Source organism: Pseudomonas sp. BMW13, from assembly GCF_013357275.1.
Classification (GTDB): domain Bacteria; phylum Pseudomonadota; class Gammaproteobacteria; order Pseudomonadales; family Pseudomonadaceae; genus Aquipseudomonas; species Aquipseudomonas khazarica.
Genome location: NZ_SUKD01000014.1, coordinates 57280 through 77908, shown reverse-complemented (window position 1 = coordinate 77908; position 20629 = coordinate 57280). Strand labels below are relative to the sequence as shown.

General features: G+C 63.8%; 26 protein-coding genes and 3 tRNA genes. 9 read left to right on the top strand and 20 right to left on the bottom strand.

Features of this window, described 5'->3' with window-relative positions:
- The first annotated feature begins 278 nt into the window (after positions 1-278).
- Genes E4487_RS12455 through E4487_RS12430 form a run of 6 tightly spaced genes read left to right on the top strand, consistent with a single transcriptional unit; the run spans position 279 to position 6216 of the window.
- On the top strand, positions 279-1373 hold the full coding sequence (locus E4487_RS12455; RefSeq protein WP_037053060.1) for an ABC transporter ATP-binding protein: 1095 nt from the start codon (positions 279-281) through the stop codon (positions 1371-1373).
- Positions 1373-2470: an ABC transporter ATP-binding protein gene (locus tag E4487_RS12450; protein ID WP_047587400.1), complete on the top strand. Its 1098-nt coding sequence runs from the start codon at positions 1373-1375 to the stop codon at positions 2468-2470. The genes E4487_RS12455 and E4487_RS12450 overlap by 1 nt, the downstream gene beginning before the upstream one ends.
- Positions 2467-3330: a carbohydrate ABC transporter permease gene (locus E4487_RS12445; protein ID WP_037053057.1), complete on the top strand. Its 864-nt coding sequence runs from the start codon at positions 2467-2469 to the stop codon at positions 3328-3330. Before E4487_RS12450 ends, E4487_RS12445 begins: the two co-directional genes overlap by 4 nt.
- Before the next feature lie 8 nt (positions 3331-3338).
- Entirely contained in the window at positions 3339-4139 is an 801-nt protein-coding gene (locus tag E4487_RS12440) for a carbohydrate ABC transporter permease (RefSeq protein ID WP_037053055.1), read from the top strand.
- A gap of 11 nt (positions 4140-4150) precedes the next feature.
- Positions 4151-4423 carry a DUF2160 domain-containing protein gene (locus E4487_RS12435; protein ID WP_037053054.1) on the top strand — a complete coding sequence of 91 codons (273 nt, stop codon included), beginning with the start codon at positions 4151-4153 and terminating at the stop codon, positions 4421-4423.
- Between the two features lie 50 nt (positions 4424-4473).
- Positions 4474-6216, top strand: coding sequence for an ABC transporter substrate-binding protein (locus tag E4487_RS12430; RefSeq protein ID WP_037053052.1), 1743 nt, complete (start codon positions 4474-4476; stop codon positions 6214-6216).
- A gap of 84 nt (positions 6217-6300) precedes the next feature.
- Here E4487_RS12430 and folD read toward each other — a convergent pair whose 3' ends face one another.
- Complete coding sequence (folD, locus tag E4487_RS12425) at positions 6301-7155, bottom strand: bifunctional methylenetetrahydrofolate dehydrogenase/methenyltetrahydrofolate cyclohydrolase FolD (RefSeq protein WP_037053043.1); 855 nt, start codon at positions 7153-7155, stop codon at positions 6301-6303.
- Between the two features lie 269 nt (positions 7156-7424).
- On the opposite strand from folD, the gene E4487_RS12420 reads away from it, so the two are divergent.
- The 3 genes from E4487_RS12420 (at position 7425) to E4487_RS12410 (ending at position 7755) form a co-directional block, all read left to right on the top strand.
- A tRNA-Arg gene (locus tag E4487_RS12420) sits at positions 7425-7501 on the top strand.
- Between the two features lie 38 nt (positions 7502-7539).
- Positions 7540-7615 (top strand) — tRNA-His (locus E4487_RS12415).
- 55 nt (positions 7616-7670) lie between these two features.
- A tRNA-Leu gene (locus tag E4487_RS12410) sits at positions 7671-7755 on the top strand.
- Positions 7756-7889: 134 nt separating this feature from the next.
- On the opposite strand, the gene E4487_RS12405 is transcribed toward E4487_RS12410, so the two are convergent.
- From E4487_RS12405 to E4487_RS12320, 19 genes are all read right to left on the bottom strand, one after another.
- Positions 7890-9056, bottom strand: a complete 1167-nt coding sequence (locus E4487_RS12405) for an Arm DNA-binding domain-containing protein (RefSeq protein WP_175253492.1) — start codon at positions 9054-9056, stop codon at positions 7890-7892.
- A gap of 112 nt (positions 9057-9168) precedes the next feature.
- The gene (locus E4487_RS12400) at positions 9169-9519 is read right to left on the bottom strand and encodes a hypothetical protein (protein WP_175253491.1); all 351 of its coding nucleotides are present in this window, start codon (positions 9517-9519) and stop codon (positions 9169-9171) included.
- Positions 9520-9599: 80 nt separating this feature from the next.
- A complete protein-coding gene (locus tag E4487_RS12395) occupies positions 9600-9806 on the bottom strand; it encodes a hypothetical protein (protein ID WP_373921522.1) in 207 nt (68 codons plus the stop codon).
- Positions 9799-10044, bottom strand: a complete 246-nt coding sequence (locus E4487_RS12390; RefSeq protein WP_175253490.1) for a type II toxin-antitoxin system HicA family toxin — start codon at positions 10042-10044, stop codon at positions 9799-9801. Before E4487_RS12390 ends, E4487_RS12395 begins: the two co-directional genes overlap by 8 nt.
- Positions 10041-10418 (bottom strand): ASCH domain-containing protein, encoded by a 378-nt coding sequence (locus tag E4487_RS12385; protein ID WP_175253489.1) that lies wholly within the window; start codon positions 10416-10418, stop codon positions 10041-10043. The genes E4487_RS12390 and E4487_RS12385 overlap by 4 nt, the downstream gene beginning before the upstream one ends.
- Positions 10415-12148 carry a DNA cytosine methyltransferase gene (locus tag E4487_RS12380; RefSeq protein ID WP_175253488.1) on the bottom strand — a complete coding sequence of 578 codons (1734 nt, stop codon included), beginning with the start codon at positions 12146-12148 and terminating at the stop codon, positions 10415-10417. The genes E4487_RS12385 and E4487_RS12380 overlap by 4 nt, the downstream gene beginning before the upstream one ends.
- Complete coding sequence (locus E4487_RS12375; RefSeq protein ID WP_175253487.1) at positions 12138-12386, bottom strand: hypothetical protein; 249 nt, start codon at positions 12384-12386, stop codon at positions 12138-12140. The genes E4487_RS12380 and E4487_RS12375 overlap by 11 nt, the downstream gene beginning before the upstream one ends.
- Before the next feature lie 60 nt (positions 12387-12446).
- Positions 12447-13400 (bottom strand): hypothetical protein, encoded by a 954-nt coding sequence (locus E4487_RS12370; protein WP_175253486.1) that lies wholly within the window; start codon positions 13398-13400, stop codon positions 12447-12449.
- A 57-nt stretch (positions 13401-13457) separates the two neighbouring features.
- Positions 13458-13817, bottom strand: a complete 360-nt coding sequence (locus E4487_RS12365; protein ID WP_175253485.1) for a hypothetical protein — start codon at positions 13815-13817, stop codon at positions 13458-13460.
- Positions 13814-14401: a hypothetical protein gene (locus E4487_RS12360; protein WP_175253484.1), complete on the bottom strand. Its 588-nt coding sequence runs from the start codon at positions 14399-14401 to the stop codon at positions 13814-13816. Before E4487_RS12360 ends, E4487_RS12365 begins: the two co-directional genes overlap by 4 nt.
- Before the next feature lie 53 nt (positions 14402-14454).
- A complete protein-coding gene (locus tag E4487_RS12355; RefSeq protein ID WP_175253483.1) occupies positions 14455-15309 on the bottom strand; it encodes a hypothetical protein in 855 nt (284 codons plus the stop codon).
- 55 nt (positions 15310-15364) lie between these two features.
- The gene (locus tag E4487_RS24535) at positions 15365-15490 is read right to left on the bottom strand and encodes a hypothetical protein (RefSeq protein ID WP_257229416.1); all 126 of its coding nucleotides are present in this window, start codon (positions 15488-15490) and stop codon (positions 15365-15367) included.
- A 43-nt stretch (positions 15491-15533) separates the two neighbouring features.
- Positions 15534-18359, bottom strand: a complete 2826-nt coding sequence (locus tag E4487_RS12350; RefSeq protein WP_175253509.1) for a toprim domain-containing protein — start codon at positions 18357-18359, stop codon at positions 15534-15536.
- A 5-nt stretch (positions 18360-18364) separates the two neighbouring features.
- Positions 18365-18670: a hypothetical protein gene (locus E4487_RS12345; protein WP_175253482.1), complete on the bottom strand. Its 306-nt coding sequence runs from the start codon at positions 18668-18670 to the stop codon at positions 18365-18367.
- Between the two features lie 10 nt (positions 18671-18680).
- Positions 18681-18914, bottom strand: a complete 234-nt coding sequence (locus E4487_RS12340; RefSeq protein WP_175253481.1) for a hypothetical protein — start codon at positions 18912-18914, stop codon at positions 18681-18683.
- Between the two features lie 74 nt (positions 18915-18988).
- Positions 18989-19267 carry a hypothetical protein gene (locus tag E4487_RS12335; RefSeq protein ID WP_175253480.1) on the bottom strand — a complete coding sequence of 93 codons (279 nt, stop codon included), beginning with the start codon at positions 19265-19267 and terminating at the stop codon, positions 18989-18991.
- Positions 19264-19572 (bottom strand): ogr/Delta-like zinc finger family protein, encoded by a 309-nt coding sequence (locus tag E4487_RS12330; protein ID WP_175253479.1) that lies wholly within the window; start codon positions 19570-19572, stop codon positions 19264-19266. Before E4487_RS12330 ends, E4487_RS12335 begins: the two co-directional genes overlap by 4 nt.
- A gap of 25 nt (positions 19573-19597) precedes the next feature.
- Positions 19598-20137: an antA/AntB antirepressor family protein gene (locus tag E4487_RS12325; protein ID WP_175253478.1), complete on the bottom strand. Its 540-nt coding sequence runs from the start codon at positions 20135-20137 to the stop codon at positions 19598-19600.
- Entirely contained in the window at positions 20134-20610 is a 477-nt protein-coding gene (locus E4487_RS12320) for a YmfL family putative regulatory protein (RefSeq protein ID WP_175253477.1), read from the bottom strand. Before E4487_RS12320 ends, E4487_RS12325 begins: the two co-directional genes overlap by 4 nt.
- Positions 20611-20629: the final 19 nt, after the last annotated feature.

The window sequence follows — 20629 nt, the reverse complement described above, 5'->3', positions numbered from 1 at the left end:
ACGCTCTCTTCTTGTAGGTTCGCGATCTGCGCCGCGATGTGCTCGCGACCTGCGTCGCGTCCGTCCAGTCTTGTTCAAAACTGTTCAAAGTCAACAGTCGAACTGTTCAGTTGTTCACATCCGCTTGTGCAAAGCTGTTCAGTCTGGTCTCGATGAGCTTTCCAGGAATTTCGCGTTTTTTCTTGTTTATCAGATGGATAGTTGATGTTTTTCGGCCCTGGCATGCTTGTCGCTAAGGTGTTCGTAATCGAATGGCACGACAAGAAAAAGGACAGGCCATGTCGCTCAAGCTCGAACACGTCACCCGTATCGTCGACGGCCAGGTGCATATCGATGATGCCTGCCTGAGTTTCGAACCCGGCTCTTTCAACGTCCTGCTGGGCCGCACCCTGGCCGGCAAGACCAGCCTGATGCGCCTGATGGCCGGCCTGGATCGACCCAGCAGCGGTCGCGTGCTGATGAACGGCGCCGATGTCACCGGCGTCCCGGTGCGTCAGCGCAACGTGTCGATGGTCTATCAGCAGTTCATCAACTACCCGACCCTGACGGTGTTCGAGAACATCGCGTCGCCGCTGCGCCAGGCCGGAATGGCCAGGGAGCTGATCGCCGACAAGGTCGAGAGCACGGCGCGCATGCTGCGCATCGACAACCTGCTGTCACGCTACCCACTGGAACTGTCCGGTGGTCAGCAGCAGCGCACGGCCATGGCGCGGGCACTGGTCAAGGACGCTTCGCTGATCCTCTTCGACGAGCCCCTGGTCAACCTCGACTACAAGCTGCGCGAGGAGTTGCGCCAGGAAATGCGCGAGCTGTTTCAGGCGCGCCACACCATCGCCATCTACGCCACCACCGAGCCGAACGAGGCGCTGGCCCTCGGTGGCACCACCACCATCCTGCACGAGGGGCGGGTGGTGCAGAGTGGCAAGACCGCCGATGTCTATCACCGTCCGCAGCAGGTGCTGGCCGCCGAACTGTTCTCCGAGCCGGCGATCAACCTGATGCCGGGGCGGATCAGCGGCAGCGAGGTGAGCTTTGCCGACTGCGTGCACTTTCCGCTCAATCAGGACCTGCGCGACATCGCCGAGGGCGAGTACCGTTTCGGCGTGCGCCCGAGCCATATTGGCCTGGTGCCGTCGAACGACGATGACCTGGAACTGGCGGTCACCGTGGAGCTGGCCGAGATCAGCGGCTCGGAAACCTTCCTGCACGTGCGCAACGAACAGTTCGTGCTGGTGCTGCACCTGCCGGGCGTGCACGAGTACGCGGTGGACACGCCGATACTCATCTACATCCCGACCCACAAGCTGTTCGTCTTTGCCGCCGATGGGCAATTGGTCCAGGCACCCAGTCGTCGCCAGGGGAGGGCTGCCTGATGGCCGAGATTCGTCTGCACAACCTCGCGCACAGCTACAGCGGCGCGCCGAAGGCGCCGGAAGATTATGCGATCCGCGAGATGAACCACATCTGGCAGCAGGGCGGCGCCTACGCGCTGCTGGGCCCCTCGGGCTGCGGCAAGTCGACCCTGCTCAACATCATCTCCGGCCTGCTAAGCCCGTCCCAGGGCGAGGTGCAGTTCGACGGCAAGGCGGTCAACGCATTGTCGCCGCAGCAGCGCAACATCGCCCAGGTGTTCCAGTTCCCGGTGGTCTACGACACCATGACGGTGTTCGACAACCTGGCCTTCCCGCTGCGTAACCAGGGCATGGACGAGGCGCGGATCACCAGCAAGGTGCATGAGATCGCGGAGGTGCTCGAACTCCATCCGCTGCTGCGCAAGAAGGCGCGCAACCTCACCGCCGACGAGAAGCAGAAGGTGTCCATGGGGCGTGGCCTGGTGCGTGACGACGTATCGGCGATTCTCTTCGACGAGCCGCTGACGGTGATCGACCCGCACCTGAAGTGGAAGCTGCGGCGCAAGCTCAAGCAGATCCACGAGCAGTTCAACATCACCATGGTCTACGTCACCCACGACCAGCTGGAGGCTTCCACCTTCGCCGACAAGATCGCGGTGATGTATGGCGGGCAGATCGTCCAGTTCGGTACGCCGCGCGAACTGTTCGAGCGCCCCGGACACACCTTCGTCGGCTACTTCATCGGCAGCCCGGGGATGAACCTGATCGACGTGCAGCGCTGCGAAGGTGGCGTGCGTTTCGCCGATACCGTGCTGCCGCTTTCCGACGCGCTCAACCAGCGCCTGGCCGAACTGGACGGCAGGCGCCTGCAGGTGGGCATCCGCCCCGAGTTCGTGCATGTCTGGGACGGCGCCTATGAAGACGCGCTGTGCGGGCGCGTGCTGCACGTCGAGGACCTCGGCACCTACAAGATCCTTACCTTCGACCTCGACGGCCAGGTGCTCAAGGCACGCCTGCAGGAGGACCAGCCGGTGCCACGCGAACAGGTCTACCTGAGCTTTCCTGCGCAGTGGCTGATGCTCTATGCCGATGACTACCTGGTGGAGGTGGCGCCATGAAGGTACAGAACAACAAGGCCTGGTGGCTGGTCCTGCCGGTGTTCCTGCTGGTGGCCTTCAGTGCCATCGTGCCGATGATGACGGTGGTCAACTACTCGGTGCAGGACATCTTCGATCCGGCCACGCGCTACTTCGTCGGCGTCGACTGGTATCGCCAGGTGTTGCAGGACCCGCGCCTGCACGACTCGCTGCTGCGCCAGTTCATCTTCTCCGCCTGCGTGCTGCTGATCGAGATTCCGCTGGGCATCGCCATCGCCCTGTGCATGCCGACCCGCGGGCGCTGGGCGTCGCTGTGCCTGATCCTGATGGCCATCCCGCTGCTGATTCCATGGAACGTGGTGGGCACCATCTGGCAGATCTTCGGCCGTGCCGACATCGGCCTGATGGGCTGGGCGCTGAACAAGCTGGGCCTCAGCTACAACTATGCCGCCAACACCATGGATGCCTGGGTGACGGTGCTGATCATGGACGTCTGGCACTGGACGTCGCTGGTAGCGCTGCTGTGCTACTCGGGCTTGCGGGCGATACCCGACGTCTACTACCAGGCGGCGCGCATCGACCGTGCGTCGAACTGGGCGGTGTTCCGCCATATCCAGCTGCCCAAGCTGAAGAGCGTGCTGCTGATCGCGGTGATGCTGCGCTTCATGGACAGCTTCATGATCTACACCGAGCCGTTCGTGCTGACCGGGGGTGGCCCGGGCAACGCCACCACCTTCCTCAGCCAGACCCTGACGCAGATGGCCATCGGTCAGTTCGATCTGGGCCCGGCGGCGGCGTTCTCGCTGGTCTACTTCCTGATCATCCTGCTGGTGTCCTGGCTGTTCTATACCGCCATGACCCACGACGACAAGAATCGCTGAGGCCGACCATGATGCTACGCAAACGCCTGGCTCTGCTGATCTACTTCCTCTTCCTGCTGGTGCCGATCTACTGGCTGCTGAACATGTCGTTCAAGAGCAACACCGAGATTCTCGGTGGCCTGAGCCTGTGGCCGCAGCATTTCACCCTGGAAAACTACCGGGTGATCTTCACCGATCGCAGCTGGTACGAGGGCTATCTCAACTCGCTGTACTACGTCAGCCTCAACACCCTGATCTCGCTCAGCGTGGCGCTGCCGGCGGCCTATGCCTTCTCGCGCTACCGCTTCCTCGGCGACAAGCACCTGTTCTTCTGGCTGCTGACCAACCGCATGGCGCCGCCGGCGGTGTTCCTGCTGCCGTTCTTCCAGCTGTATTCGTCCATCGGCCTGTTCGATACCCATATCGCCGTGGCGCTGGCGCACTGCCTGTTCAACGTGCCGCTGGCGGTGTGGATCCTGGAAGGGTTCATGTCCAGCGTGCCCAAGGAAATCGACGAGACGGCCTATATCGACGGCTACAGCTTCCCGAAATTCTTCGTGAAGATCTTCATCCCGCTGATCCGTTCCGGCATCGGCGTCACGGCTTTCTTCTGCTTCATGTTCTCCTGGGTCGAGCTGCTGCTGGCGCGCACCCTGACATCCGTGGACGCCAAGCCCATCGCCGCGGTGATGACCCGTACGGTATCCGCGTCGGGGATCGACTGGGGCGTGCTGGCCGCCGCCGGGGTGCTGACCATCATTCCCGGCATGCTGGTGATCTGGTTCGTTCGCAATCATGTGGCCAAGGGCTTTGCCCTCGGTCGCGTGTAAGGAGGTTCGTCATGAGCTGGATGGCCTGGACTCTACCGACTGCGCTGTTCTTCGCCGGCATCGCCGTGCTGCTGGCCGGTATGACGCTGGTGGAGCTGCGCTGGCCTTGCGTGGAACGCAAGGGGTTTCTGCCGATCGCCACGACCCGTGGCGACCGGTTGTTCATCGGTCTGCTCGGTAGCGCCTACCTGCACCTGCTGGTGATAGGCGTGACCGACTGGAGCGTGTGGATAGCGTCACTGCTATCGCTGTTGTGGTTGTGCGCAGTCATGCGCTGGGGCTGAGCCGGGCTGCCACCGGTTTGCCTCTCCCATATCCTGAGATGGAGGTCTCTATGTTCGACAATAACAACAAGACCCGACATAGCATGGCGTTGGCCGCCTTGCTGGCGTTGTCCGGTTTGAGCGGTGCGGCCTGGGCGGATGCCTATGAAGAGGCCGCCAAGAAATGGATCGCCGAGGAGTTCAACCCCTCGACCCTGACACCCGAGCAGCAACTCGCCGAACTGCAGTGGTTCATCAAGGCCGCCGAGCCGTTCCGCGGCATGGATATCAGCGTGGTGTCGGAAACCATCACCACCCACGAGTACGAGTCCAAGGTGCTGGCCAAGGCGTTCAGCGAGATCACCGGGATCAAGCTGCGCCATGACCTGCTGCAGGAAGGCGACGTGGTCGAGAAGCTGCAGACGCAGATGCAGTCGGACAAGAACATCTACGACGGCTGGGTCAACGACTCCGACCTGATCGGCACCCATGCGCGCTACGGCAAGGCGGTGGCCATCAGCGACATGATCGCCGGCGAAGCCAAGGACTACACCTCGCCGACCCTGGATCTCGAGGACTTCATCGGCACGTCCTTCACCACCGGGCCGGACGGCAAGCTGTACCAGCTGCCGGATCAGCAGTTCGCCAACCTCTACTGGTTCCGCGCCGACTGGTTCGAGCGCCCGGAACTCAAGGCCAAGTTCAAGGAAATCTACGGCTACGAGCTGGGCGTGCCGGTCAACTGGTCGGCCTATGAAGACATTGCCGAGTTCTTCTCCAAGCACGTCAAGGAGATCGATGGCCAGCGCGTCTATGGCCACATGGACTACGGCAAGAAAGACCCGTCGCTGGGCTGGCGCTTCACCGATGCCTGGTTCTCCATGGCTGGCGGCGGCGACAAGGGCCTGCCCAATGGCCTGCCGGTGGACGAGTGGGGCATTCGCGTCGACGGCTGCCGCCCGGTGGGCTCCAGCGTTGCCCGTGGCGGCGACACCAACGGCCCGGCGGCAGTGTTCGCCACGCAGAAGTACGTCGACTGGATGCGTCAGTACGCACCGCCGGAAGCCCAGGGCATGACCTTCTCCGAGGCCGGTCCGGTGCCGGCGCAGGGCGCCATTGCCCAGCAGATCTTCTGGTACACCGCCTTCACCGCCGACATGACCAAGCCGGGCCTGCCGGTGGTCAACGAGGACGGCACGCCGAAATGGCGCATGGCACCGTCGCCGAAGGGACCGTACTGGGAGGAGGGCATGAAGCTCGGCTACCAGGACACCGGTTCCTGGACCTTCCTCAAGTCGACCCCGGAGAAGCAGCGCCTGGCGGCCTGGCTGTACGCCCAGTTCGTCACCTCCAAGACCGTCTCGCTGAAGAAGACCCTGGTCGGCCTGACCCCGATTCGCGAATCGGACATCAACTCGCAGGCCATGACGGACATAGCGCCGAAGCTTGGCGGTCTGGTGGAGTTCTACCGCAGCCCGGCTCGCGTGCAGTGGACGCCGACCGGCACCAACGTGCCGGACTATCCGCGTCTGGCCCAGCTGTGGTGGCAGTTCATCGCCGAAGCCGCGAGTGGCGACAAGACGCCACAGCAGGCGCTCGATGGTCTGGCTGCCGCGCAGGACACCATGCTCGGTCGCCTGGAACGCTCCAACGTGCTTGGCGAGTGCGGGCCGAAGCTGAACGAGCCGCGTGATCCGCAGTACTGGTTCGATCAGCCGGGTGCACCCAAGCCCAAGCTGGCCAACGAGAAGCCCAAGGGCGAAACCATCGCCTATGACGAGCTGCTCAAGTCCTGGGAGCAGGCGCGCAAGTGAGGCCGATGCCTGTGTTGTAGGAGCGGTTTCAGCCGCGAAAAAAAACGGCACCCTTGGGTGCCGTTTTCGATTCAGCCGCAGCGATCACTCATGCAGGTGCTCGGCCGCGTGCAGGGTGTTTTCCAGCAGGCCGGCGCGGGTCATCGGGCCGACACCGCCCGGTACCGGAGTGATCCAGCCAGCGCGGGGCAGGGCGGTCTCGTAGATCACGTCGCCGACCAGCTTGCCGTCTTCCTGGCGGTTGATCCCGACATCGATGACGATGGCACCCGGCTTGATCCACTCGCCTTTGACCAGCCCCGGCTTGCCGGCGGCGACCACGACGATGTCGGCCTGGCCGACATGGCCGGCGAGGTCTTTGGTGAAACGGTGGGTGACGGTGACCGTGCACCCGGCCAGCAGCAGCTCCATGGCCATCGGGCGGCCGACGATGTTCGAAGCGCCGACCACCACCGCGTGCAGGCCGTAGAGGTCGACGCCGGTGCTCTCCAGCAGGGTCATGATGCCCTTGGGCGTGCAGGGGCGCAGCAGCGGCATGCGCTGGGCCAGGCGGCCGATGTTGTAGGGGTGGAAACCGTCCACATCCTTGTCGGGGCGAATGCGCTCGAGCAGCAGCGAGCTGTCCAGGTGCTCGGGCAGCGGCAACTGCACCAGGATACCGTCGATGGCCGGGTCGTCGTTGAGCTCGTCGATCAGGGCCAGCAGATCGGCCTGGCTGGTGTCGCTCGGCAGGTCATAGGCGCGCGAGAGGAAGCCGACTTCCTCGCAATCCTTGCGTTTGTGTGACACATAGACCTGGGAGGCAGGATCGGTACCGACCAGGATCACGGCCAGACCCGGAGTGCGAAGGCCTTGTTCGCGGCGTTCGGCGACGCGTTTGGCAATCTGCTGGCGGAGGCTGGCGGCGATCGCCTTGCCATCGATCAGTTGTGCGGTCATTACGCTGGTTAACCATTAATAAGGATGAAAAAAGGACGCGCATTCTCGCATGGGTGCTCACCCGGGCAAAGGCGCCTGCCGTCGTTTTCGCGTAACTCCTTTATATCGCTGAATTTTTTTGATTTTTTCTGTTGACGAGGTGCGTAAGCGTCTATAACATTCGCCCCGCTTCTCAGGAACAGCCACTCGCTGGGTGAGACGGCAAGAGCCAAGCCCCCGTGGTGAGGCTGGAGCCGAAAGCTTCTAAGTCTGCATTAGCGGATGGATAAGCGCCCGTAGCTCAGCTGGATAGAGCATCCGCCTTCTAAGCGGATGGTCGCAGGTTCGAGTCCTGCCGGGTGCGCCATTTGGCGGTCAGGCAATTTGAGTAAGCAATGCAATATGGTGGGCGTAGCTCAGTTGGTAGAGCACAGGATTGTGGCTCCTGGTGTCGTGGGTTCGATTCCCATCGTCCACCCCATATTCCAGAACGCCAGGCCAAAAGCCTGGCGTTTTTGTTTTTAGCTTGAAACCACGCGGACGTGGTGAAATTGGTAGACACACCAGATTTAGGTTCTGGCGCCGCAAGGTGTGAGAGTTCGAGTCTCTCCGTCCGCACCATCTGAAAGCCAGTATTTCCGGGGGTTCCAGCCGGACCGCTTCTCAGAAGGGAGCGTTTTGGGAACACTTTGGGAATGGTGGTACGAAAAAGGCAGCCTGTGAGGGCTGCCTTTTGTCGTTTCTGGGGCCTGGATTCACAGCTTTAGCGCGTGTTCCAGGAGCGGGATCATGTCCGGGCCGTCCTTGCTGATGTACTTGCCATAGTGGCGCTCCAGCATGGCGATGGTGGTGTGGCCCATCTGGTCCTTGAGCCACTGCAACGTCACCGCGCCAGTGGTGAGCAGCTGGCTGGCGTAGGTGTGGCGGCAGTTGTTCGGCCCCCGGTACCGAACCTCGGCGGCTGCCAGGTGCGGGCGCCAGAATCCCTTGAGCAGCATGTCGGAGCTGCTGTGCGCTGCGCCGGTGCTGGTGCAGTGGAACACGAAGCGCAGCGCCTGGCGCTTCCTGGTCTTGTTGTCGCGGTCGAGCACTTCGACTTCCACGGGCTTGAGCTTCTGCGTGTGCATGGCCATCGCGTGCAGCGCCTGGAGCGCAGGCTTGAGCAAGCGCACCTCGCGGGTTGATCGCCGATTCTTCGTCACCTTGTACACGCCCCGCACCTGCGCGCGGCGGAATCTCACCGTGCCGGCCTTGAGGTCGACGTCTTCCCAGGCCAGCGCGATGGCCTCCGATACCCTGGGCCCCGTCCACAGCATGAACTGGGCGAGCAGCAGCTCCTGGAGCTTGTCCGTGTGCGTGCCGAGGATCGCGTCGATTTCCTCGCGGGTGAACGGGTCGACTTCGTCCGGGTCCGGCTGGCGGATGGTGATGCCCTCGGTCGGGTCGTGCGCAGAGCGGTTGCGCGCCCGGTACAGCGTGAAGACCTGTTTCACCAGGCTGACCACCTCGCGCACGGTGCGGTTGTGCAGCGTAGGCATCAGCGTCTTATGCACCCACGCCTGCAGGTCCAGGTGATCGATGGTGTCAGCCTGTTCATCGCCCCAGCGCGGGCGGATGTGCGTCTCCACCTTGCTCTTGTAGGTGCGAAAGCCGGACGGCGCCATCTCATTGCGCTTGATCTCAAGCCACAGGTCCATGTAGTGGCCCAGCGTGTTGGTTTTCACCTTGGGCGAGTCGGGGAAGTGGCGGGCATAGCTGAACGTGCCCGCCTTGATTTCGTACTCGATCATGCCGACCAGGCGCTCGGCCTGGGCGATGTTGTCGGGCGTGGCGTCACCGTTGAACGGCTCGCGGCACAGTTCGCCCTGATACCGGAAATACACACGCACGCGGTTGCCGCGTACCTCTACACCCTTTGCCATCTGCGCCCCCCGGCACACGAAAAGCCCAGTGTATGGGCCGAAAAGAAGCTCGGCCCGAGAGCGGGCCGAGAAGTTGAAGCGCTGATTTCTCGTTATGCGGGTGTCGCTGGCCTCAGATCAGCAGATCCAGCGACGAGCGCGGGCAGGCCGACCAGGGAATTACCACGGCCTCTTCCAGCGGGCGGCAATGCCAGGCCTGATGAAAGACCTGGCCGTCGATCACCTCGACGCCCGCCAGCACCATGCCAAGGGTGGCCATGCCCTCCAGCTGGACGTTGTAGAGCCTGGGGATGGGGTCTTGCATGTTGTTGCCGCCGGCGCAGGCGGTCAGGCATGGCCCGCCGGATGGTCCCTCCGGGTTCACGTGAACCTGCACGTCTAAACGCAAGCGTTGGCTGGCCTGCACGTCGCGCGAGGGTCGGCGCTTGCCGAGGTGATAGAGCGGGGTGACGTCGTAGTACATAGCGCAAGAATACTGGTTGAGTATCCAGTATTCTTGCCGCAGAACGGGCCCCCGTCGAGTGGCGTTTGTCGCGTCCTGGTTCAAACATGCTCCCTCCTGAGCCACTCGCTGCGGCGTCGCCACTGGTTGCGCATTTCCTCGATCAGCCGCTCGGCGGCAGCGGCACCACGCTTGGCGGTGATCTTCTCGCGCAGCTCGTCGACCATCGCCGCGCTGGTGTAGCCGAGGCGCAGCCAATGCCGCGCTTCGCATTCGTGCATGTGTTGGCGGTCGGCCTGGTCAACCACGGTCCACCTCCAGTACGCGATAGCCGTCCGCCCGGGCCAGCATGGAGACGGCGTTGCGCACGGCACGCCAATCGCTCGGCGTGCTGCTGGTGTGGACGATAGGGCGGCCAGGCTTGGTCAGGCGCAGATGGCCACCGTTGGTCTTGGCGATCTTCCAGCCGTGGTCCCTGGCGTAGCAGAACAGCGGCCAGAGGCGCTTGCCGCAGCGCCGGCCGGTGGTGATGACTTGGCGGCTCATGGCGCTGCTCCCTGGTACTCCACGTCGAACAGCCCCAGCCGACCCTTGCAGGGCATGAACGGTAGGGGCTTGGCGTCGGCCAGTTCGAAGCCGTACTTGCCGAAGAACCACAGCGACGGGCTGTCGTCGATGCAGCCTGTGACGGTGGCCTGGCCGACGATTCCGCCGCGCTCCAGGGCGTCGAAGGCGGGCAGGGTGACTGCGGCCTTGCTGCACAGGCTGGCGGCGTCTTCGTATTCGGCGCGGGTCATGCCCTTGGCCGCGTGGATCAACAGCGGGCCACGGTAGGACGTGGCCCAGGAACGGTTTTCAAGTGGCTTGTGGCCCTGGACGATCAGCCATGCCCAGGGCTGGCGAATGCTCAAGGTCTTCATGCGTTGAGCTCCTGTTGCTGGCGGCTCAGGCTGATCGCCATTGCCAGCGGCTGGCACCAGACGGGCATAGCGTTGAGGGTGAAGGTTTCGCCCATTTCCGACAGCATCAGGGTGCTGAGCATTACGTCAGCAATGGCCTTACCTGCCTTGCGCGGTACGGCGTTGCCGATACGTTCGCGCCAGGCGCCGTCGTTGTTGCCATGCAGAATGAATTGCTTGCCGACGAGCTCCAGTGCTCCGGTCTCGCTGTTGGGCTGCCAGATGTCCTCTGGATCGAACATCGACTGTAGGGCGGCCAGCTCCAGGGTGGTGAATGGCCTATTCCAGGTGTCGTGCGGGCTGCGGATGACGCAGGCCAGGCGGTCGTTGGCGGCTGGCAGGCGAGTATCAGCTACGGACCAACGGCCGTTGTCGTGACGTGCGCTCGCCGATACCGCGCCGGCCGAGCTTTCCCAGTCGACAACGCCATAGTGGCCGCCAGTGAGGTAAGCGTCGCCTTTCTTGCGATCGAGGACACGCGGGTCTGCCACTGACTGCCAACCCCCTTGCACACCCTTGCCGCCGGCGATGATGGTCCCGGCAGCCCTGTCGAAAGGAACTACACGGAAGTTGCCCGAGTGGCGATTCCAGTCCGGGCGCGGGTCAGCCACGCTGAACGGGCCTTGCCCTGGGCTGCGCTGTCCTGTCACCACGCCGGAATGGCGATCCCAAGGGATCACCCCGTACTGTGAGTATTCCGCCTTGCTGAGCGGGCGGGGGTCAGCGACTGAGAAGGCGCCGTTGGTAGGCCCATTGCGCCCGGCAATCGTGCCGGTGCTGTCGTCCCAGCCATGCACGCCCAGGTATCCAGCCTGGTACTCCGGCACGATGATCAGGTCGCGTAGGTAGCCGTCCTCGATCGCCAGGCGATTGAGCGAGCGCCAGTCTTTACCAGGTTCGACCAGGGCGAGACGTACCCAGGTTTTCCAGTGCAGCGCGGGAACCCGGTGCATCGGGCCAGCGATTTCGATATCGCCAGGCATAGGCATGCGACCGAGGATTTCGCCCACGCCTCGCAAGCTGTGTGTCTGCGGCTGGTACAGGAATGCCGGCACGCGCTCGACATGGCGGGCGACCAGCAGGAAACGCGGTCGGCTCTGTGCCAGGTTGGCGATCTTGCCGCAGTCGTGGACGGTTTCCTCCACTGCGTAGCCGTAGTGGCGGAACAGCCCGACGATCTGGTCGAGCAGGTACCGGCCCCGGGAAGCAAGGCGCGGGACGTTCTCGAAGACGATCAACTTGACCGGGTTGTGCTGCCAGGCCTCCAGCATCAGCCAGACACAGCGGAGCGTCAGCTCGTTGAGCGCCATGTACTTCGGTGTGATGCTCATAGACTCGGGCAGCAGGCCCGATGCGCCCTTGCAAGGGCTGCTGATGAATACCGCGTCGGGGTCTTCGCCGCCAGCGGCGCGGCGGATGTCGTCGAGTCCTGCCTCCTTCCACCCTGTTGGCGGTTGTTCACCATGAAAGGCGATGTACTGCTCGCGGGTGAACAGGTCCAGCATGGTGCCCTTGGTGCCGGTGAAGTCTTCGAAGTCGGCCAAGCCCGCTCGATCGATATCGACGCCACCGATGCAGCGCCAGTTGCCGAGCATGTTGGCAATCTGCAGGGCGCTGTCATTGAAGCCAGCGGCGCCAGAGCCGAGGCCACAGCAAAAGCCAAAGTGTTTGTAGGTGCGCTTAACGAGCATAGCGGCGCCCCCCTTTGGCTTTCTTGGCGGCGATGTTGGCCATGTAGCTGGCCCATTCGGCGCTTTTGGTTTTCTGGCGAATGCGGCTGCATTTGGCGTGCTTGCCGGTCGAGCGGGCGCCGCCGCAGATGTCGCAGATGCTGGGCAGGTTGAGGTTGTGACTGGCCAGTGTTGGGCGTGTGCGCTGTCGCGGTGTGGTAGCCTTATCGCCACTGACTTCGGGGTTTTGTGCTTGCATGGTGCTTCTCCTTCGGGGTTGGTATGGCCCTGGTGAGTTGCCGCTCACCGGGGCCTTTCTTTATGCCGCCACGTAGCCGGCGGCGGTCTTGCTCAGCAGGCCGGCTTCTGCGGCTTGCTGCATCAGTCGGGTGGTTCTCTCGCTGCCCATCCTCAATTCCTTCGCCACCTGCCGGACGGCCAGCTTGGCGCCGTGCTCGGTGCGGGCGATCAGTTGCAGTAGTTCGGGCGGTAGGTCGCTGCCTGCGTCCGTTGCCGGTGCTGTTTCTGTGCGTTCCTGCGGCTGTTCCTCGGTGCGTTTCTGGCGTGCCGGTGCGGTTGCTGCTGCCGTTTCGGTAACAGGTCGTAGCGCGCTGAGGATCAGGGCCGGGACCACCTCCAGCGCCAGGGCGAAGCCGATGCACAGCAGGGTGGCCAGCGCCTGGGGCAGGCCTGCGGCCTTGGCCGGTTGGCTGCGCAGGGCGGTGAGTTCCCGCGATGCGCTGTCGCGGCGCTGCTGGGCGGCGTTGCGCAGGGTGTCGATGCGGGCGAGGGCGGCGGCCTCCAGCTCCAGGGCGCGAGTGACCATGCCGCGTTCGCGCAGGGCGTTGGCTTGGTGATGAACTGCGGCGGCTTCGGTGTCGAGCTGCTCGATGCGGGTGGCGTCGGCCTGGCGCAGTTCCAGCAGGTCGACCTGGCGTTGTTCGTGCTGCGCCTGATGCTTGGCCTGGCTGGTGATGATCGAGGTCATCAGCCGGTCATAGGTGGCCCAGCCGGAAACGGCGCCCAGGGCCAGGGCGCTGATCATCATCAGCAGCGCGGCCAGGGTGCGTCGGGTTGCCAGCAGCATCAGGGCCAGCGGCCAGGCCACGTACTTGAACAGATCCAGCACCACAGCAGCGGCGGCGAACAGGCCGGCGAGCACAGGCGCGGCTATCAGCGCGGATATGGCCATCGCCACCGACGTGGCCGTCACGCCCGCCAGGGCTGCGACCATGGCCAGTAGCGGCCAGCGGTGGTGGGGTTGTAGGTGCATGGTGGTTCTCCTTCGGGGCAGCCCTGCCGAGTTGCCGCTCGGCGGGGCTGGGTTGGGTTAGCCCAGGCGGTACTGCTTGTCGCCGTCGATGACGTAGAGGGTTACGTCTTTCAGTGGGTACACGCCCCCCGGTCCGCCATGAACGGCAAAGTTGCCGTAGGGCGGGGTGCCGACTCGCACAGGGAACAACTTGTCGGTTTGGTGGGCGTACTCGCTGGTCTTCTTGATCAGCGCGTAGAGCTGCTGGCCTTTAGGGCGGCAGCCGTCCGGGCCGTGGGCCGCTTCGAAGCCGATCCAGGCGTTACGGGTTTCGATGTTCTGGAACTGCACACCGTCGTGGGCCATGTCGTAGCCGCGTGCTTTGGCCCAGAACTGAAAGGCCATTGCCAGTTCGGTGTTGTCGAATATCCCGCTCATGCCTGCGCCCCCTTGAACGCTGCTGCGGCGGCTGCGTACTCGCTGGGCAGAATCTCGACGGCGCCCTCGATCCAACCAGAGGTGGGCTTGCCGGCGGAGACCTTGGCCAGGTGGTCGGCCTCGTCGATCTGGAAGCCCAGGAGGAAATAGGCGGTGCCCTGGTGCTCGAACAGCAAGCCGCCGCAAAGCATCAGGTTGCCGGTGTTCACGCCGAGTCGGTCCCAGTAGTCGTGCGTGCTCACTCGCGCCGGGTAGTTCTCGCGCCAGAGGGTGAGCAGTCGCTCATGCTCGGCGCGGATGGCTGCGCGGTCCTTCTTCTCGGTGCCTTTGGGGATGACAGGCTTGCTGCGCAGGTCGCGGTAGCCCCATTCATCAGGGCGGCGCCAGTGCACGTCGAGCGCCTTACCCGCGCTGAGTTTCACGCCGCCGGCGAAGTAGCTGGTGATGTCATGCATCGGGGCGATTTCGCCGCCGAACAGTTCGCCCAGCTTGGCCGATTTGGCGCGCATTTCAGCCCTTGCCTGGAACAGCTCTTGAACGATGGCCACCGTGGCCGGTGCGGTGGATTTGTAGTGGTGCTGCATGGTGCTTCTCCTTCGGGTGTTGCCCAGGCGTTGCCGCGCCTGGGCGTGGTGGGTCAGTTGGTGGTGGTCGCTTCGGCGGGTTTGCTATCCGCATGCACCCAAGCCATGCCGCACACCTCGGTGTGGGCGTGGTGCAGTACCTGGGTGGGGATGTGGAACAGGTCGTGCAACACGTCGAGCAGGGCGCGCAGCTGGGCGTGGTTGCGGGCTACGCCAGGGCACAGGCCGGGGGCGGTTTCAGTGCGCAGGCTTTCGGTGTAGGCCGGGACGTGGCCCAAGCGGTAAATGACCTGCTCGCGGTTCTCGCGAACGCCGTTGATGAAGTCGCAGAAGTCGCCGATTTGCAGCTCATACAGCGCCTGTACGGCGGCGCGGTGGGCGTCGGTGCGGGGCTGGCGTTGTAGGTGGATGTTCACCAACCTCCGGTTGTAGAGCGGTACTTCGTCATTGCCGCCAACAAAGGCCAGAGCACCGTGGAAATGGACTGTTTCTGCGCGGTGACCAACTGGGGTATTGGACATGCGGACGCCAATGTCGCCGCCTTCGTAGCAGCCGCGAAGGGTGTTCCAGCTGAAGGCGTCTTCATCGGTTTCGGGGCCTTCAATCACCACCGGGCGATTGGTTGCCGTGGACAGCATGGCCAGCAGCGCACCGATGCTGTGCGTGGCGCGGCTGATGTTCTCGTCTTCGCTGCTGCCCGCCAGCTTCCACAGATTCGCCACCAGCGTGGACTTGCCCACGCCGGCGCCGCCGGTGATTTGCAGGATGGGGTAGGTGGCTTGCAGCTCGCGGATGCGCTGGGCGTGGAACGCGCCGGCCCACCAGGCCAGGGCGATCAGGCCTTGGGTACCGAACGCGGTGATGAACAGGTCGAGCCATTTCGGGGTTTGGTTGGTGGTGGTTTGCATGGTGCTTCTCCTTCGGGGTTGGTTGCCCAGGCGTTGCCGCGCCTGGGCGGTTGGGTTAGCGAATTGCCGCCTGCAGCGCGTCGGGTGCGACGCTGGCGAGGGCGAGCAGAGCGAGCACGGCCAGGGTGCTGCCGAGCAGCGTCATGGCGGTGCTGGTGGGGGTGTCGTTGCTGACTTGCATGGTGCTTCTCCTTCGGGGTTGAGCCGGCGTTGCCGCGCCGGGGTTAGCGTGATTGCTGGAAGATCCAGCACTTCACAGTGGGAGCCTTGTAGGTGGTGAGGTTGGCGCGCTTGGCCTGCCATACCCGCACGGCGCTGGAGACGGCGCGGTTGGCCTCTACGAACTTGCGGGAGCGGCTTTCTTTCAGCAGGTCGCGCAGCACGTTGATTTCCGGGAGCTTCTGCTTGTGTTCCTGGGCGCGCTCGTAGAACTCATTGAGGTTGATGGCGATTTCGCCGGTCTCGGGCTTGTTGCTGTGGTTGACCACCGGGCCTTCGGCGTCCAGGCCCTGCAGGTACTCGTAAACCTCCCAAAACTCCGCCACGTGCTGGTGGTCGGCGCTGATCGAGGCTTGGCGCTCCAGGGCCATGGTGATGATCTGGCGTTGCGTGGCGCTGCGCTGTGCTTCGCTGACGGGCACTACCTGGCGCAGGCAGTCGAGCAGGGCCAGCAACATCGCGTGGTTCTTGCTGATGCGCTCGACGCGGATGTAGCCGCGCAGGGTGTTGCCGCAGGCCTTGCAAGCGTGGCTCTCGTTGGCGTCGGTGTAAGGCGTTTCGCACTGCCAGCAGTGGGTGTGCAGTCGACGCAGGCGCGATTCGTAGCCGGGGAACTGCTCGGCGAAGCCGTCGAGAATGCCGGCCTCGGCCTTGACCGCCTGCAGCAGGAAGTGGCTGAGCACGTCGCCGTCCAGGGCGTTGAGTTTGTCCGCCGCTGCGCGGCTCTCCGGCGTTACCTGGGGGCGCACGAAGTGCAGCTTGCAGATGCGCGTCATGATCGCTTCATGCGCGACTACAGCGGCGTTCTGGCTGATGGCGATGGTGCCGCGAAAGGGCGGCTCATACGTCTCGTTGCCCGCCGTTTTCACGCCCTTGGTGGCCAGGGTGCCGCCGCCGAAGAAATCTTTCAGTTCGTCCCATTCGAAGGTTTTGGCGTGGGGCTTGTCGTCGCTGTGGCGGTCGGCCTCCAGATACACCACCGGCATGCCGGCCACCTGGCCCATGAGGCGCGAGCGGCCTGCCTTGGTGGACTTCATCGGGTCGAAGCCCTCATAACCTGGGCGGCCGAGCAGCTTCCACAGCAGGTTGAGCAGGGTGGTTTTGCCGGCGCCGGCTTCGCCTGTTGCCTCCAGGAAGGGGAATGACTGCCAGCGTGCGCGAATCTGCTCGCAGAACAGCGAGCCGAAAAACCACACCATGGCCACGAGGCCCTGAGCGCCGAAGCACGTCCACAGCAGCTTGAACCATTCGCTGCTGTAGGCCTTGGCGTCGCGGCTCGGGCGGATGGTGACGCCCTTTTGCAGCGTTTTGATGCGCAGCTTGCCGAACTCAAAGTAGTCCTCGGCGTTGGCCTCGTAGACCTGGCCATCCTTGACGGCGATGTCGCCGAACACATAGCAGCCGTGGTCCTTGCTGTAGCCCACGAAGTCGATGGTCTCCACGGTTTTGATGCCGTAGGTCTGCAACTTCATGATCTTTTCCAGCTGCTGGCCGGTGCCGGTGTACATGGCGCCGGCGGCCATGCCCAACAAGCGCTTCTTGAACTCGCTGGCAGCGGCCAGGTGGGTGGCGGTGAAGGTGTTCTTCACGCTCGGCGCGCCGTGGGGGAAGTCGACGCGCAGGTAGTACCAGGACTCGTCGGTGATTTCGTTGCGCTGGAAGTAGAGGGCCTCGAAGTAGCAGTTGGCGATTTCGTTGACGTTGCCGGACAGGCGCAAGGCCTTCTCGCGGATTTCCTTGTTGTTCAGCTCGCGGTCCTTGCCCTCGTCGTCGCCCTCGATCGCCTGAATGGCCTTGTTGTATTTGTCCAGGTCGAGCGACCACCAGTACAGGCGGTTATCAAAACGGTAGTGGAACTCCTTCCACTCGTTGCGCTGGTAGATCAGCAAGCCTTTCTCGCTGGCGTTCTCGGCGGTCAGCAGGGCGCCCTGATAGCGGGCTTCGTCCAGGTCAGCGGCGATACGTGCGGCGCGTTGCTCGGCGTCTTCGATGAACTGCCAGCGCTGGTGCAGGTCGTTCCAGTCGACCTTTCTGCCGTTCTGCGGGATGACGGCTGCTGAGCAGGTGAACCCCAGGTCCTGAGCCTCTTTCGCCCAACGGCGCATGTTGGCCTTGGCGACCGGCTCGTTATCGAGCGCCCACACCAGGCGCGGGAGTGGCTTGCCAGCGTCCTGGCAGGCCTTCTTGAGTGCTTTGAGGGCTTCGGCAGGGAAGGGCGCGCTGCTCATCATCGAGGCGGCAGCCAGTTCGTGATGCTCCAGGGCGATGGCGTCGAAGATGCCCTCGACGATCCACAGCTCGGGCACGGCAGTCAGGTCGCGCCCTGGCAACGTCCACAGCTTGCCCTTGTAGCTGTAGCCGGGCTTGAAGCGCGCCTTCTGCTTGCCGAAGCGCTCGGGGCGGTCGATCAGGCGTTCCCAGTAGCCGCCGCCCGGCATCTCAAAGCGCACGGTGGCGCTGCCGATGCTGAGGTCACGGTCCCAGTAGCTTTCCTGAGTGAACACGCCGGCGAGCAGTTCAAGGCGGAAGCCGCGGGCCATTTCAAGATAGGCGCGGGCGGTGGCGGTGGGATTCTCCGGCGTCGACGGCGCCTGCTTGCTCCAGTCGTTGAACAGGTCGTCGTAGAGGTCTTTGACGTGGATACGGTGGTCGCATTGTTTCGGGCGACCACAGACCAGCATCCAGGGGGCATCCGAATAGGTGTACAGGGTTTTCTGGCCGCAACCGGGGGCCGGGCACTTGCCCTTGCGCATGACCTTGACGTCGGTGCGCGGGAAATCGAAGTCACGCTTGAGGCGGCTCAGCACCTCTAGGCGAATCTTTTCTTCCATCGGATTCATACGGCGGCTCCGAAGGCGAAGGCGGTCAGCTCTGCGGCCATAGCTGCGCCTTGGTCAGCGCTGATGACGTCCATTTCCATGTAGGCAGCCAACATGCCCTTAAGGCGCTGGGCGTCGGCTTGACGTGCGTCTGCTGGCTGGTCCATGCGCATGCTCTCGAGCCAGTGCGCGAACAGGTAGCGGCCAGGCTGGGCAGCGAATGCCCGGCAAATCAGAAGGCGCGGCATGGTGCGGTGCATGTGAATTTCACTCATGGGCACTTCGATAAAGCGCTGATCAAACGGAACGGGGGTCGTCTTCATATCTGGTGCCTTACTGGGCGGCTGTGAGCGCGGCTTTCAGCGCGCCAATGGTGCGTTTGTGGCCGGCGAGGGCCGGGTAGTCGGTGAGGATGCGAGCCGTGCGCAGGCCAGCCGGCACGGTGCGGTAGCGGTCGGCGTACCAATGCAGCTGCAGGCCCTGGCGCAGCTCTTCGCGCAGGCTGGTGAGCAGCGCCTCGGCCACTGGCTTGGGCATGTGCAACTGGATCTCGACGGCTTCTGGCATGGCGCAAACCTCGAATGCTGGGTGTAACTCCCCCTTACCCACGCGAGGCGGGCAGGGCGATTGGTGGTGCTGGGTTAGGTGAAACGGTGGCGGACGGTGCTGTCTTTCCCGCTGGCCAGGTCGATACCGAGCCATGTGCGTTGGTACGGCTGCAGCTCGGTGATGGCCAAGGCGACCAGGTGCGGCGCCAGGAACAGCGGCACGTCGTACTGGTGCACCAGATGGCAGGTGGTGCGCTCGATCAGTTGGGAGTCGTCTGCGAGGTGCTCGTTCTGGTGCGCCTGCAGGTAGCTGAGCGCCTGGGCCTGCATCTGGCTGCGGTAGTCATGCGGCAGTGGCTTCGGGTCGTTCATGCGGTGGCCTCCTGGGCGTCGAGCATGTCCAGTTGGTTGGACTCGGGGCGGCTGTCGCGCTGGGCTTGCTTGCGCTGGGCCGAAGGCGCAACGGGCAGCACCACGCGGGGGCTGTCGACGCCGGATGGCACCAGGGCGTAGTCCCAGGAGAGCGAGCCGATGATGCTGTGGCTGCAGGCCATGCTGGTGCACTGGGCGTACATGGTCTTGAAGGTGGGCGTTTGCTCTTTGCTGTCCTTGATGCGCATGGGGCTGCCGCAGGCCGGGCATTTGACGCGGTAGCCGCCGCCGGTGGGTGCTGTCATGGCTGCTGCTCCCTGTACTGAGTCATTACTTGGCCGGGAACAAGTCGTCGGTCTGCGGCTTGGCGCGCCCTACGCTGTCGATCGAGGGCACCGGCAAGGCGAGCAGGTGGCAGTGCTGGACCAGCTGTGCGTGCAAGGTGGCGCGGATGGCCGGGGCGGTTTCGGCCTTGAGCTGGCTGAGCAGCTTGGGCACCTGGCGGTGAATGGCCAGTTGCTGGGCAACGCTGAGGTAGGAAACGCCACGGCTTTCACGTGCTTCACGCTCCATGGCGATGAAATAGCGGCGTACCTGACGGCCTTGCTCGTTGTTCTCGACCATGGCCAGTTCCTTGGCGGTGTCGAGGGTGAGGTGGTACTCCATACCCGGTCGACCGCCGGTACTTTTCCCCAAAAATGGGGAAAAGTCCTCGCCATCCACGAAGCCATACTGCTCGATGCGATCCTTGATCCAGGTACTGAAATCACGCCCGACAGACAAGAAAGTGTGCAGGTCGCGGGCGTCGCACAGCTGCTGCTGACGTTCGCCAAGGGCACCGTTGAATACGGGAATCAGTTGCTGGGTCATGGTTTGGCTCCTTCTTTGCGGTGCAGGGTGATGACCGCGCCGACTTCGGCGTGGCGTGCGGCAATGTGTTGACGGTGGGCGGCGATAATTTCTGCCAGCTCGGCTTCATCGATCACGCCGTCGCGCAGGGCCTCGGCAATCAGCTTGTCGACCTGGCCACGCTGCACAGCGGTGGTGATGGCGCGAGCGTAAAGGTCGATGTTGTCCAGCTGCTCGGCGCCGGGCATGGGCACGAATACGCCGCCGTACAGGGCGCAGAGGTAGTCCACCAGCAGGGTGGTGCCGGCCAGGCGCTCCAGTTGCGCGACCTGTTCGTCGGAGAGCGGGCGATGGCCGGGGTTTTCGTACAGCTGGTTGTCGAAGCGCTTGAGGTCTAGCCCCAGGTGCGTGGCGGCGCAGTCGCGCCCACCGGGGAAGGCATTGACGGCAGCGATGACGGCGCGGCGGCGGCTGGCAAGAATTTCACGGTGCACTTTCTTGTACCTCGGGGCC

What these genes read in the sequence shown, in the direction of transcription:
- E4487_RS12455 (WP_037053060.1), top strand. Translation starts at nt 279, where the DNA reads ATGTCGCTCAAGCTCGAACACGTCACCCGTATCGTCGACGGCCAGGTG.
- E4487_RS12450 (WP_047587400.1), top strand. Translation starts at nt 1,373, where the DNA reads ATGGCCGAGATTCGTCTGCACAACCTCGCGCACAGCTACAGCGGCGCG.
- E4487_RS12445 (WP_037053057.1), top strand. Translation starts at nt 2,467, where the DNA reads ATGAAGGTACAGAACAACAAGGCCTGGTGGCTGGTCCTGCCGGTGTTC.
- E4487_RS12440 (WP_037053055.1), top strand. Translation starts at nt 3,339, where the DNA reads ATGATGCTACGCAAACGCCTGGCTCTGCTGATCTACTTCCTCTTCCTG.
- E4487_RS12435 (WP_037053054.1), top strand. Translation starts at nt 4,151, where the DNA reads ATGAGCTGGATGGCCTGGACTCTACCGACTGCGCTGTTCTTCGCCGGC.
- E4487_RS12430 (WP_037053052.1), top strand. Translation starts at nt 4,474, where the DNA reads ATGTTCGACAATAACAACAAGACCCGACATAGCATGGCGTTGGCCGCC.
- folD (WP_037053043.1), bottom strand. Translation starts at nt 7,155, where the DNA reads ATGACCGCACAACTGATCGATGGCAAGGCGATCGCCGCCAGCCTCCGC.
- E4487_RS12405 (WP_175253492.1), bottom strand. Translation starts at nt 9,056, where the DNA reads ATGGCAAAGGGTGTAGAGGTACGCGGCAACCGCGTGCGTGTGTATTTC.
- E4487_RS12400 (WP_175253491.1), bottom strand. Translation starts at nt 9,519, where the DNA reads ATGTACTACGACGTCACCCCGCTCTATCACCTCGGCAAGCGCCGACCC.
- E4487_RS12390 (WP_175253490.1), bottom strand. Translation starts at nt 10,044, where the DNA reads ATGAGCCGCCAAGTCATCACCACCGGCCGGCGCTGCGGCAAGCGCCTC.
- E4487_RS12385 (WP_175253489.1), bottom strand. Translation starts at nt 10,418, where the DNA reads ATGAAGACCTTGAGCATTCGCCAGCCCTGGGCATGGCTGATCGTCCAG.
- E4487_RS12380 (WP_175253488.1), bottom strand. Translation starts at nt 12,148, where the DNA reads ATGCTCGTTAAGCGCACCTACAAACACTTTGGCTTTTGCTGTGGCCTC.
- E4487_RS12375 (WP_175253487.1), bottom strand. Translation starts at nt 12,386, where the DNA reads ATGCAAGCACAAAACCCCGAAGTCAGTGGCGATAAGGCTACCACACCG.
- E4487_RS12370 (WP_175253486.1), bottom strand. Translation starts at nt 13,400, where the DNA reads ATGCACCTACAACCCCACCACCGCTGGCCGCTACTGGCCATGGTCGCA.
- E4487_RS12365 (WP_175253485.1), bottom strand. Translation starts at nt 13,817, where the DNA reads ATGAGCGGGATATTCGACAACACCGAACTGGCAATGGCCTTTCAGTTC.
- E4487_RS12360 (WP_175253484.1), bottom strand. Translation starts at nt 14,401, where the DNA reads ATGCAGCACCACTACAAATCCACCGCACCGGCCACGGTGGCCATCGTT.
- E4487_RS12355 (WP_175253483.1), bottom strand. Translation starts at nt 15,309, where the DNA reads ATGCAAACCACCACCAACCAAACCCCGAAATGGCTCGACCTGTTCATC.
- E4487_RS24535 (WP_257229416.1), bottom strand. Translation starts at nt 15,490, where the DNA reads ATGCAAGTCAGCAACGACACCCCCACCAGCACCGCCATGACGCTGCTC.
- E4487_RS12350 (WP_175253509.1), bottom strand. Translation starts at nt 18,359, where the DNA reads ATGGAAGAAAAGATTCGCCTAGAGGTGCTGAGCCGCCTCAAGCGTGAC.
- E4487_RS12345 (WP_175253482.1), bottom strand. Translation starts at nt 18,670, where the DNA reads ATGAAGACGACCCCCGTTCCGTTTGATCAGCGCTTTATCGAAGTGCCC.
- E4487_RS12340 (WP_175253481.1), bottom strand. Translation starts at nt 18,914, where the DNA reads ATGCCAGAAGCCGTCGAGATCCAGTTGCACATGCCCAAGCCAGTGGCC.
- E4487_RS12335 (WP_175253480.1), bottom strand. Translation starts at nt 19,267, where the DNA reads ATGAACGACCCGAAGCCACTGCCGCATGACTACCGCAGCCAGATGCAG.
- E4487_RS12330 (WP_175253479.1), bottom strand. Translation starts at nt 19,572, where the DNA reads ATGACAGCACCCACCGGCGGCGGCTACCGCGTCAAATGCCCGGCCTGC.
- E4487_RS12325 (WP_175253478.1), bottom strand. Translation starts at nt 20,137, where the DNA reads ATGACCCAGCAACTGATTCCCGTATTCAACGGTGCCCTTGGCGAACGT.